Source organism: Chloracidobacterium sp., assembly GCA_016711345.1.
Taxonomy (GTDB): domain Bacteria; phylum Acidobacteriota; class Blastocatellia; order Pyrinomonadales; family Pyrinomonadaceae; genus OLB17.
Genome location: JADJTD010000001.1, coordinates 381,735 through 394,068 on the forward strand (window position 1 = coordinate 381,735; position 12,334 = coordinate 394,068).

General features: G+C 48.6%; 11 protein-coding genes. 4 read left to right on the top strand and 7 right to left on the bottom strand.

The window, feature by feature from the left end; translation table 11 throughout:
* Positions 1-14: 14 nt before the first annotated feature.
* Both IPL32_01550 and IPL32_01555 read left to right on the top strand, forming a co-directional pair.
* A complete protein-coding gene (locus IPL32_01550; protein MBK8464492.1) occupies positions 15-1,256 on the top strand; it encodes a tetratricopeptide repeat protein in 1,242 nt (413 codons plus the stop codon).
* Between the two features lie 4 nt (positions 1,257-1,260).
* On the top strand, positions 1,261-1,623 hold the full coding sequence (locus IPL32_01555) for a hypothetical protein (protein MBK8464493.1): 363 nt from the start codon (positions 1,261-1,263) through the stop codon (positions 1,621-1,623).
* Positions 1,624-1,629: 6 nt separating this feature from the next.
* Here the strand turns inward: IPL32_01555 and IPL32_01560 are convergent, their stop codons facing one another.
* From IPL32_01560 to IPL32_01590, 7 genes are all read right to left on the bottom strand, one after another.
* Positions 1,630-2,547 (bottom strand): LysR family transcriptional regulator, encoded by a 918-nt coding sequence (locus IPL32_01560; protein MBK8464494.1) that lies wholly within the window; start codon positions 2,545-2,547, stop codon positions 1,630-1,632.
* 7 nt (positions 2,548-2,554) lie between these two features.
* The gene (locus IPL32_01565) at positions 2,555-4,048 is read right to left on the bottom strand and encodes a hypothetical protein (protein MBK8464495.1); all 1,494 of its coding nucleotides are present in this window, start codon (positions 4,046-4,048) and stop codon (positions 2,555-2,557) included.
* A 2-nt stretch (positions 4,049-4,050) separates the two neighbouring features.
* A complete protein-coding gene (locus tag IPL32_01570) occupies positions 4,051-4,743 on the bottom strand; it encodes an HAD family phosphatase (GenBank protein ID MBK8464496.1) in 693 nt (230 codons plus the stop codon).
* A 4-nt stretch (positions 4,744-4,747) separates the two neighbouring features.
* Positions 4,748-6,235: an FAD-binding oxidoreductase gene (locus IPL32_01575; protein ID MBK8464497.1), complete on the bottom strand. Its 1,488-nt coding sequence runs from the start codon at positions 6,233-6,235 to the stop codon at positions 4,748-4,750.
* 275 nt (positions 6,236-6,510) lie between these two features.
* A complete protein-coding gene (uvrB, locus tag IPL32_01580) occupies positions 6,511-8,499 on the bottom strand; it encodes an excinuclease ABC subunit UvrB (protein ID MBK8464498.1) in 1,989 nt (662 codons plus the stop codon).
* Between the two features lie 60 nt (positions 8,500-8,559).
* The gene (locus IPL32_01585; protein ID MBK8464499.1) at positions 8,560-9,114 is read right to left on the bottom strand and encodes a peroxiredoxin; all 555 of its coding nucleotides are present in this window, start codon (positions 9,112-9,114) and stop codon (positions 8,560-8,562) included.
* Positions 9,115-9,154: 40 nt separating this feature from the next.
* Positions 9,155-10,378 (bottom strand): hypothetical protein, encoded by a 1,224-nt coding sequence (locus IPL32_01590; protein MBK8464500.1) that lies wholly within the window; start codon positions 10,376-10,378, stop codon positions 9,155-9,157.
* A gap of 254 nt (positions 10,379-10,632) precedes the next feature.
* Between IPL32_01590 and IPL32_01595 the strand changes: the two genes are divergently transcribed.
* Complete coding sequence (locus tag IPL32_01595; protein MBK8464501.1) at positions 10,633-11,538, top strand: phosphoribosylaminoimidazolesuccinocarboxamide synthase; 906 nt, start codon at positions 10,633-10,635, stop codon at positions 11,536-11,538.
* Between the two features lie 51 nt (positions 11,539-11,589).
* Complete coding sequence (locus IPL32_01600) at positions 11,590-12,327, top strand: hypothetical protein (protein ID MBK8464502.1); 738 nt, start codon at positions 11,590-11,592, stop codon at positions 12,325-12,327.
* The last annotated feature ends 7 nt before the right edge of the window (positions 12,328-12,334 follow it).

Below are 12,334 nucleotides of genomic sequence, written 5' to 3' on the forward strand. Positions count from 1 at the left end.
AGAAAATTCTTCCTATGAAAAACATTAAACATGCTTCGATATTGTTTGCTCTGATACTTGTTTGCGGAATGTCCGCGCACGCACAGGACGCAAAAGCCATATTTGACCGCGCAGCTTCGCAATTTTCTGCGAAGCAATACGAGGCCGCTATTGCCAGCTACCGCGAATACCTCGTAAAAGTTCCGACCGAATCCGCAGCATATTACAATATCGGGCTTTGTTATTTTAACCTCGGCCGTTATGAAGAAGCCCTGCCGGCATTTAAGGATTCAATCCGGTATAAGTCTGATTATGCGAATGCGTATCGTTATCTGGGAGCCTCTTACTATGAATTAAAACGATACGAAGAGGCTGTCGGAGCTTATCAAAATGCAGTCCGATATAAACCAGATCTTGTCGTCGCTCACATTTATCTCGGCAATTCGCTCGACTATTTGAAGCGTTATAACGAGGCAGTTGCGGCATATATGAAGGCTATCGAGTATGATCCCAAAAATGCCGAGGCCTATTCCGAGCTTGGCGTCGCACACAAACGGCAAAACAACCTACCTGCCGCCGCTCAGGCATATGAAAGGTCCATAGCCCTAAACCCAACCGACGCTCGAACGCATTATTTGCTCGGCGTGGTTTACAAGCAACAAAAACGAACGGACGATGCGATCAAGGTCTTTCAAAAAGCAATCGCTTTGGGACACAAAGACGGGAATGCTCAATATGAACTCGCCGTTTTGCTTCGCCGTAAGAATATGGATTCCGAGGCGGTTACGCTGCTAAAAGAAGCAACCCGTCTCAACCCGAAATTCACCCTTGCCTATATCGAACTTGGTAAGGCCTATAACACTTTAAAGCTGCATAGCAATGCAATTACGGCGTTAGAGGAAGCAATTCGCCTCAACCCAAAGAGCGAAGAGGCCTATGCAAATTTAGGAAATTCTTATTACAACGACAATAGATTTACAGAATCCATTCCCCATTACAAAAAGGCCATTGAACTATCTCCAAAATGGGTCTTGATTCATGGATTTTTAGGAGACGCTTACCTAAATTCGAAGCAGTACAGCTTGGCTTTAGCTGCATACAATGGGGCTCTGGCCATCGATGCCAAGGACGCCGCGGCCGTTTACGGCATCGGTCTTGTGTATATTAGCCAAAAGAATTTTGCTCTGGCCCAGACGCAAAAAACTAAACTTGATGTGCTCGATCCTGGTATGGCGTCCAAACTACAGGATAAGATTGATGCCTTGAAGTCAAAATAGAATTATGCCAATTACATCAATAATTTTCGGTTCGCTGCTGACCTTGATCGGCATACTCGGCTATGGTTATGGCCTTATGAACGGAAACGCAAGTCTCACCGCGTTGATACCGGCAGCCTTTGGGACTGTCTTGGAAATACTCGGCTTTGTCGCCAAATCCAACGAAGGACTGCGAAAGCATTTGATGCACGCGGCGGTTTTGGTTGCTCTGCTGGGCTTTGTTATGACAGCGGGACGGTTGCTGATGAAGATAAATGAACTCAGCCTTGGTGCCGCTGTTGTATCACAGCTTTTGATGGCCCTTGTCTGCCTCGGGTTCGTGATCCTCGCGGTCAGGTCGTTCATCGCCGCTCGCAGCAACGCTTAACACAATTTATTTTCGTGCCTTAAGCTGCTTTTCACGTTCGACGAAATGTTCTTTACACAAAGCTACGAATTCCTTTGCTATCGGTGAAAAATAACCGCCGCGCAGTCGCGCAAGGCCTAGTTCCCAATTGATCTCTGCTCCATCGATCTCCCATGAGACCAGACGGCCTTCGCGCACTTCATCGGCTATAGTTTTCGCACCTGCCGTGCCGACACCAAGATTATTTTCAACCATCTGATTGATGGCCTCCTGTCGCGAAAGCTCCATAATAACGTTCGGCGTGACATTTGCCGAGCTAAAGAAATCGTCGATCATTCTCCGCGTGTTTCCGCCTCGTTCACCGAGTATCAGCTTTTCACCCGCCAAATCGACCGGGCTGATCGATCTTTTATTTGCAAACGGATGTTCGGGATGTGCGATCGCAACGATCTCATCGATAAAAAGAAGATCGGTTGTGATGCTCGCGTTGTCCACCGGAAGCGAGACGAACGCAATATCCATATCGCCGTGCATTATCTTTTCGACGAGCGTCTGGCTCGTACCGGCGCTGACGCTTATATCAGAGTTTGGATATTTTTCTTTGATGCTCTGCAAAATGTGAGGAAGCTGCAGCGTCGCAAATTCTGCGGATGCAGAACCAATTCGCAGTCGTCCGTGTTCGACACCGCCAAGCTCCGCGATCTCCGCCACAGCCGAATCGTGCTCCCGCAAGATCTTCCGTGCTCGTTCAAGCAAATACTCGCCGGCCTCTGTCAAGATCACACGTCGCGGCGTCCGCGTAAACAACTGCAAACCAAGCTCTTCCTCAAGCTGCCTGATCTGCATTGAGATCGCTGCCTGAGTTACATTTACGAGCTTTGCGCCGGCCGTAAACGTCTTGGTCTCGGCGATCGCAAGAAATGCTTTGAGTTGTTTGATCTCCATTTAAAATTTATGCGGTCCTGGTCAATTTTCCGAGCACGGTCTTTTCCGATTCGGAAAGTTCAAAATTTGATTGTGCATATACGCCGCTGAGCTTTGCCAGTTCCACCGCTCGACTGCTTTCGTCGCGAATGTTGCAGACTTGATCAAGGCTTTGGTGCGACACTTCCCGTGCCTTTACCGTCTCACCCTGCCCGACAAGACGCACTGCGATCTCGTTCAGAACTGTCGAGCGCGATGCAAGCTGCGGAACAGTCTCGACGAGAGCCGCAGCTTCATTTAGAAGTGATAAGGATGCTTCTTTTTCACCTAATTTCTGCTTTGCGTCGGACAATGCAACCAAAGCGAGCAAACGGTCGGAGTCTTCCGAGATAAGGTTTACCGTTTGCCGTGCACGTTCGTCATCCTTTCGCAATGCAAACATTTGGGCGATCTGTGAAAGAGCGGCCATTCGCTCATCAGGATCTTGATTTTCGAGAGCTATTTCGATGCCCCGTTCAGTCTTGCCAAAACCTGCGAACTGAACCCCTATAGACGCAAGTAATCCGTTTCGCGCCCGACTGTCGCGAGTCTCTGCTTCACGCTGTGAATTCAAGATAGCGTAAGCCTCGTCAAGCGTTTCAATGGCATCACTTTTTTCGTCCTTGCTCCATTGATCACGAGCAAAACCGAGCAAAGCCGATGCCATCTGCGTTTTATCGGTAACAAGATCTAGTGTGCTGTCTGCGAGTTCGCTGCTGCCAGCAAACAGAAAACCAAGAGCGCAATTCACGAGAAAAAAGTCTCGGTGAATGTTGTCAAGCACCTCGGCGGACGAGCGTGCCATTTCAAAGGTCTCGATAGCTTTGCCATTGAGCTTTGCTTCAATGAACAAATTTCCAATGTCACAAAGCGTTCTGATCTTCTCTTCATCGTGCTCTATCTGATTAGCCGCCGAGAGGGCTTGTTCAAGAGAGTTCAGGGCTTTTTCGTTTTCTTTTGTTTCGATCTGCTTCGCTGCGATTTGCTGCAAAGCAGTTGCTCTGGCAGTTGCAAATTCGATGCGGCCAAGCGTCGATCCCGATCCGGCGTCATCACCGATAGATGCCTGATGGACCGCAATGCCCGCGTAAATAAAATCGGGATGTGCCATCGTATCGGCGATATCAGATGCCTTTTCGACATTGCCCTTACCAGCCATGACCAGAGCAATACGCTCGAACGCTTGGGCCTGCATTCCGTGATCGTCGATCGCCTCGGTAAGCTGAAGTGCGTAATCGGCGTCATCGAGATCCGCGCATGTTTCGGCAATGGCGGTTAAAAGTCTGTCGCGAGAGAATGGGTCCTCAACTGCATTCGCCAGCTCAGCGGCGAGATCGACCTCGCCTTTTGCCAAATATCGCGGCACGATCGTATGCATCGCAGACGCATGGCCGTCACTGCTTTTTATGCGTTCCGCAAGAAACGCAGCACATGCAAGTAGGTCGCTCTCAGCTTGATCAAAAGAAATAAAATAATCTGACATATTTACACAAAAACCCGTCGTATCGACTCAGGCATCCAGTCGCGCAGGTCAGTTGCAACCGCCATCGCTCCGGCAGCTCTTAATTGCGCAGCAGATACAGTATTAGTCACGCCGAGCGCGGGCAGATCGGCGTTTCGGGCACCGACAATTCCCGGAGGTGAATCTTCGATAACCAGGCATTCGCCGTGCGTCATTGGCAAATGGCCTTGCGATGTGCGAACCGCATCGAGCTGTCTAAATCCAATACGAAAACACTCCGGATCAGGCTTGCATTTCGATACGTCGGCTGCACTTACGATCGTTGAAAAATGCTTGGCAAGACCGCTTTTATCCAGCACAAAATTGATCTCGTTCCAACCGGCCATACTGACGATGCCGAGGGCGAATTCTTGGGCCATCTTTTCAACAAAATCACCGATCCCTTCAAAAAGCGGGAGATCAGCATCGACTATCGTTTTCCATTTGGCTGATTTGGCTGCAACGATCTCTTCAACATCGACCTTCTCGATCGACTTCCCTGCCCGTTTGAAAGCTGCCTCAACAAAAGTCCGGTCGTCCATTCCTAAAGACGCCAAATAGTCTGCCTCAGTCAAGTCAATACTTTCTTCTTTGAGTACCTCTTGATAGGCCCGCATCTGAACAGGCTCATCGTTGATAATAACCCCGTTAAAGTCCATTAATATTGCTTTGATCATATGGTTAATTTATATATTTTTCGTCAAACATATTCCCGCGTCCAAGTATTCCGTTGGGATCCAATGCCCGCTTAACTTCGGCCATCTCATTTAAATACCGCTCACCCATCATTGCCGCGAGATATTTTAGCTTAAGTTTACCGATGCCATGCTCAGCCGAAACCGTTCCTCCAAGCATGATAGCCTGAGCGATGCAGCGGCTGTAAATGTGCCGAGCCTTCTCCGCTTCTTCGGCGTTTTTAGGCAGCATGTTCGCATGAAGGTGACAATCGCCGATATGTCCAAAAATGACGTGATCGATCCCGCTGGCCTCAAGCGTCACTTTGTAATATCGCAAAAATGAACCGAAATTTGCATCCGGCACTGCCATGTCGGTTCCGACCTTTCGCTGCTTATACTTTGAAATACGTTCATTGACCGCAACCGGCAGGGCGTGACGAAATGCACGCATCTTTTCACGATCCTGCTCGTTTGTCGTAAACCATGAACGCTCAAGATCGGCATTGTGCTTTTCGAGCAACGCATTCCAAGCTTCAAGAAGCAAATCTTCCGTTTCGGCAGTTGTTTCCTGCTCAAAGAAGATTGCCCCTGCCATTTCACCTGGCGTTTCGGGAAAGTTTTCCGAAATGAAGTTGAGAGCGTGGGCGTCAAAATATTCGATCAATGCCGCATCGATACTATTTGAGATTTCAGATCTCCGATTTGAGATTGATGAGGTTTTAGCCGATTCCACAAATTTTAATAAATCGGCTTCCCGTTCAAAAAACACAATTCCGCTAAAAAAACCTTCCGGCTTTCGCAGCAGCGTCAATTCGATCTCAGTAATAACCCCAAGCGTGCCTTCGCTGCCGACAAACAGATCGACGGCGTCGAGCGGCGACTCGTTGAAATAACCGCTGACATTTTTACGCACGTTGGGCCGCTCGTATGTTGGGGCCTTGACGCGAATCTCACCAATCTTTGTTGTCAAAGCTATCCAGCCATTGTCATCAGCCGTAAACTCACCGCGTCGCAATTCCAAAATTTGGCCATCAGCAAGGACGACTTTTAATCGCTTGACATAATTTCGCGTTGCACCGTATTTGAAACTCCTCGCTCCCGAAGCGTTCGTCGCAACCGTACCGCCGATCTGGCAACTCCATTCGGTTGGATCCGGCGGATAAAACAACCCTTCAGCATCAACCTCCTTTTGCAGATCGGCCAAAATCACACCACTTCCAACTGTAGCTGAACGCAGATCTTCGTTGATCTCGATCTTGTTTAGCTTTTCAAGCGAAACAACATACCCCCCAAACGGGATCGCACCTCCAACCGTTCCGGTCCTCGCGCCGGAGATCGTGACCGGTGTCTTGCTCTCATTTGCCTCACGAATGATCTGTGCGATCTCCTCGGCCGATTCGGGAATAAACAGCTTCACGGCGTAACCGCCCTGCATATTGCTGGCGTCGGTGAGGTAGTTTTGCAGATCGTCCATCTGCGTTTTAACTTGCATACAACAACAATTTATCTTAATACTGATGGAAACGCGAATGTGTATTACCTGCACTTTTCAGCCGCGAAAACAACACGACTGCACGGTTCCATTTTGCCAATCAACACTGGAACAAATCCTACTTTTTCCTACCCCGGTATGAAACCTTCACACTTCTTCCCACCATGAAACACCCGGAAAACGTGTAATATATTGAGTCCGTTGGATTTATTTCATTTGTTCCGAATAGTCGCGAAATAAAAAAATTCGGAATCCAAAAGCCTTTTTCTATTCCGTCAGCGAACCGCCAGTTCCCTCTCACGCAAATACTTCAGCCGGTCGCGAATTTCGGCTGCCTGCTCGAATTTCATCTCTTTTGCGGCATTGCGCATGTCGGCTTCGAGTTGGGCAATGGTCTCTTTTAACTGTTTTGGCGAATATTCTTCGATTGAATCGATGTCGAGCGGGATCTTGAAGTAATCGGCCTCGTAAGCAGTGACCAAAGTCGCGTCGATCGATTTGATGATGGTGGTCGGCGTGATGCCGTGTTCTGTGTTGTATTCTTCCTGGATCTTGCGTCGGCGCTCTGTTTCGCTGATCGCGTATTCCATCGATTTGGTTATCTTATCGGCGTAAAGTATCGCCTTTCCATCAGAGTTTCTAGCCGCTCGGCCCATCGTCTGAATTAGCGAACTCTGCGAACGCAGAAACCCTTCCTTATCGGCATCAAGGATCGCAACCAGCGACACTTCCGGCAGATCGAGACCTTCGCGCAGCAGATTGATGCCGACCAGCACATCGTATTCGCCGCGACGCAGATCGCGTAGAATTTTAATGCGTTCGAGTGTCACGATATCGCTGTGCAGATATCTTACCTTTACTCCGACCTCGGCAAAATATTCGCTCAAATTTTCGGACATCCTTTTGGTTAGCGTTGTAACCAGTACACGCTCGTTACGCTCGGCACGCAGACGACATTCTTCGAGAAGATCATCAATCTGTCCTTTTACAGGCCGAACCTCGACGATCGGATCGAGCAAACCCGTAGGGCGAATGATCTGTTCTATTACTTCGCCTTCAGTCTTGGTCAATTCATACGGCCCCGGCGTGGCTGAAACGTATATCGTTTGACCGACGCGTTCCTCGAACTCCTGAAAATTCAGCGGCCGATTGTCCTTGGCAGACGGCAGCCGAAATCCGTATTCGACCAGAGTTCCCTTTCGCGACTGATCGCCCTTAAACATCGCTCCGAGCTGTGGAACAGTCTGGTGCGATTCGTCGATCACCATCAATGCATTGTCAGGCAAATAATCAAGCAAGGTCGGCGGCGGCTCGCCAGGCAGTTTACCGGTAAGATGCCGCGAGTAATTCTCGATGCCGCGACAAAACCCCATTTCCTTTATCATTTCGAGATCGTACATCGTCCGCTGATGCAGACGCTGAGCCTCGACGACCTTGCCTTCCTTTACGAGAAACTCCTCGTGTATTTCGAGTTCGGCACGGATCGTTTGGATCGCTCGCTTGATGACTGGCCTTGACATCACATAGTGAGTTTTTGGATAGATCGGAACACGAGATTCGTGCTTCTTTACAACCTCGCCAAGCAGCGGATCTATCGTATAAATAGCATCGATCTCATCGCCCCAAAACTCGATTCGATACGCCTGATCCTGATAGCTTGGATATAATTCGACAACGTCGCCGCGAACGCGAAAAACACCGCGTTCAAAATCGATATTCACGCGTTCGTACTGAAGTTCGACAAGCTTTTGCAAAAACTCTTCACGCTTGATCTTCATTCCGGGCTCGATAAAGATGAGCATCCCGAAATATGCATCAGGGTCGCCCAGACCGTAAATACACGACACCGACGCAACAACGATCACATCCCGCCGCTCAAAAAGCGCACGCGTTGCCGACAAACGCAAACGGTCTATTTCTTCGTTTACAGTTGCCTCTTTTTCTATGTAAAGATCAGCGGCAGGAACGTATGCTTCCGGTTGGTAGTAATCGTAATATGAAACAAAATACTCAACAGAGTTTTCGGGAAAGAAGGTTTTAAATTCCTGATAAAGCTGTGCGGCAAGCGTCTTGTTGTGAGCTAGAACTAGTGTGGGACGCTGCGTTTTCGCGATCACGTTGGCGATCGTAAACGTTTTGCCGCTGCCTGTGATGCCAAGCAGCACCTGATTCTTTACACCGTCGTTTAGACCCTCAACGATCTGTCTGATTGCTTCCGGCTGGTCGCCTTTCGGCGTATTTTCAGAAATGAGACGAAATTGCACTGTTCAATCATAAAACAAACCTTGCAATTTTACAAAATGCCGATGAGCAAGATCGGCCGCTTATTTTCTGATAAAAGCCGAGATCCTATTTCGAAGATCAGCGTATGTTTCGTTAAGAGCATCACCGCGAGCCGCATAGATGTCGGTTATCAAACGAGCATCAGAAGGGCGAAAAGCCCTGAGCATTATATCTCGGTTTCTAACGATACCTTTCGCATCGATCACGACCACTGCCCGCGTCAAATTTATCGGATACAGCCAATGCTTGCCATATATGCGCGTGACCGCCCTGTCCCCATCAGCGAGAAGCGGGATCGGCAAACTGCGACTGTGAGAGAAAGAATTGTGTTCCTCTGGTGTTGCCGGTGAAACTCCTACTATGACAGCTTTAGTATCTAAGTAATTCTGCCAATTATCACGAACTGAACACAACTGTCGTGTACAAACAAGCGTTTCGTTTTGAGGATAAAGCAAAAGAACCACGACGTTTCCGAGATGGTCCGAAAGCCGCCATTCACGCTTTTGTTCGTCCGGAAGAACAAAATCAGGCGCTGCGGCCCCAATCGCAATGCCCTCAAGGCTATTTCCGTTGTGAGTATTGATAATTGCCGACATTTATTGGGCTCAGTTTGCTCGTTACTTGTCGAAGATAGGATCAAACTGCACTCTTAGCGGTGACTTTGAGGCTCTTTATGACGTCGTTAGCCTTGTCTAACACCGTCTTAGAGCAAGAGCCGTCACGGATCAGATCATTGAGCCCGGTCAGCGATCTTTCGTCCTTGATAGCTTTTAACACATGAAGCAAAGCATATTTCACCCGTTCGTCTTTATGACTGCTGATCGCGTCGAATATCTCGTTGTATTCCCCCGCTCGAATCATAAGGGCAACCAGCGTAAAAGCCTCGTAGGCAACTTTTAGATCCTCATGAACAAGGCGCTCAAACGATTTTGAGGCAATTCCCGACTCAACCGCCGCTCGTACCGCCTGACGCATTCGGAATTCGTCTCTCGTTTCAATAATTCGCTTCCATGCACCTGACCTATCGAAATTCAAACGGAAAAGAGCTCGTGCCGCCGCCGCGCGCACTTCGCGTGTTGGGTCGGCGCAGCATAACAGGATCGCTTCGAAAACGGATTCATGGTCGAAGTCAGCTAGTACCGTGACGGCTTTCGCACGCAAACTGGCAGATAGATCGTAGAGTGCCATCTGCGACAAAGCGTCAACTGAATTCCATGTCCTGAATGCCGCGAGCACTTTTATTGAAACGTCGCGAACCGATTCATCGTCTTCGACGTCGGGATTGGTCTGTTCTATCGCATCTAGAAGAGCTTTTGCATTAGATATCTGAAGTGGCTCGAAAGATTTTGGCGGCATCAGGTCGCCGAATGAATTGATAGGAAGCTGGGCGTATTGCAGCATCCTCATCTTTTCCTGAAACGCCTTTGTTTCGGCAGGAGAATCCTTTACTCGCGGGCTCACCGTGGCAGATAGGGGAAAATTCGTTTCAGCTTTTTTTAATCCGAATGTTATGTTTTGCGTTTTTGGAGTTGACCTCTTCGTCTTCCTCAGCCATTCAAGCTCTTTGTCCGCATCGACATCTGTTGAATGATACTCGTTGCTGTAGTAATCATTGGAGGTATTGCCCGAAATGACTTCAGATCGCTCAATGCTTTGTTTACTTTGCTTCCAAAAATAATAGACGGTTCCTAATGCCCCAAGGACGATCAGGATAATTACATATGGCCAAATGCCTGCGGATGAATCTGCCGGCTGCGTATCAACCGGGAGTTTCGTTTGCGCGATAATATCCGTCACAAAGAATGCTACGGAGATGATCCCACCGGCGATGCGGCTACTTCTATTAGGATTGCGTTTCATCAGATCGATTTGCGGAACAATCCGTGTTCGATGAGTGGATGGTACTTCGCGGAAAGACTTGGAGTTGCTCTGGTTCATTCGGAACAACAAATACTATTATGCACTGTTTTGTCGGGCTTGTCATCACATTTATCAACATTGTTCATAAATATTTAACTCACTGACAAATCCAGAAAAATTCGAGAGAGCCAACCTTTACCAATCACGATCCGCGTAATAAAGTTGTCGTAAGGCTGGTTTTGCATATACCGATCATGACAGGAGTAAATACCATTTTTGAGTCCGAGATTCCGGGCCTTCACCTATTGCATCGCGGCAAAGTACGCGATGTCTATGAGATCGACGAAGACAGGCTATTGTTAGTCACTTCCGACCGTATTTCGGCTTTCGACTGCATACTGCCAACTCTTATTCCCCAAAAAGGGGTAGTTCTTACCCAGATCTCTGCTTTTTGGTTTGATCGACTGCAGTCGATCGTAAAAAATCACCTGATCTCAGCCAATTTTGACGAGATCACCGAAATCCCCGATGGACATGAAGAATTAAGAGGCCGCTCAACGCTTGCCCGGCGTACACAGGTATTTCCGGTAGAATGTGTCGTTCGAGGTTTTCTGGAAGGCTCCGCGTGGAAGGATTACCTTGCGACGGGCTCGGTTTGCGGGCATGAACTTCCACCCGGCCTACAGCAATGCGAAATGCTGCCCGAACCGATCTTCACGCCCGCGACCAAGGCCGCGACCGGTCACGATGAGAACATCGATTTCAACTTTTTTTGTGACATTGTCGGACCGGAAACAGGGCGTCGGCTGCGCGATCTGTCTCTTGAGATCTATACCGCTGCCTCAATGTTTGCATCACAAACAGGAATCATTATTGCGGATACAAAATTCGAGTTTGGCCGCGACCGCGATGGCAATGTCATGCTTATCGATGAGGTTTTGACGCCGGATTCTTCACGTTTTTGGGCGGCTAAAACATACGAACCGGGCCACGCCCAACCCTCGTTCGACAAACAGTTCGTTCGAGAATATCTTGAAACATTGGATTGGGACAAAACGCCGCCTGCACCGCATCTGCCAAACGAAGTCGTCGCAGCGACTTCACAGAGATACCTGCAAGCATACAAACTGTTAACCGGCCATGATCTGACAGAGATTTGATTACCCGTCAGGCAACTATCTGGTAAACTGCTTAGTCTAAGGTGTGAAGTTATGAAAATATTTTCCGTATTCGCTCTGCTTATTTTGCTGTTGTCTATCAATTCGTTCGCCCAAAAAGGTCCGGCTGCGAAGGCTGTCCCCGAAAAAACGGTCACAGCCGTCGAGAGCACCCCTCTCGAACTTGCAAAGGCGGCGGTTGTAGCGCACGGGGGCGACAAACTTAAGAATCTGAAGTCGCTTCTACTTCGCGGGTCAGTCGAGGTTAACGGCGGATCCAGCATGATGACGATACCGGCAACATTTATGCTAGCGATCTCAGGCGACAAATATGTGTTTGAATTAAATAATCCCATTCAACCGCTAAAACAGATCTCGGACGGAAAAGACACATCGTCCAGCGGCTACCAATTACCGCCGATGACTAGCCTCGGATTTCCGCTTCTCATGAGAGTCGGCCAGACAGGTTACGTTGTTGCATCGCTTCCGGAAGCTACAAAGAATAAGAAGGGTTTTCGCATTACTACAGCTGAAGGTTTTTATACTGATTTTTTTGTCGATGAAAAGACGCGACAGATCAAGGGTTACGAATCAGCATACGATGTGGACGGCCGCACTGCGACTACATCGGTCGAGATCGATGAATTTCAAACGGTCGAAGGTGTGATCGTTCCCAAAAGATATTCGCAGAGGTTCGATCTTGGCCAAATCACGGCTTACGCAAACTTTAAGACAAAGGATATTTTGGTAAATTCGCAGATCGAAGACAGTGTCTTCGCAATCTCTAAGTGAGTTGCGG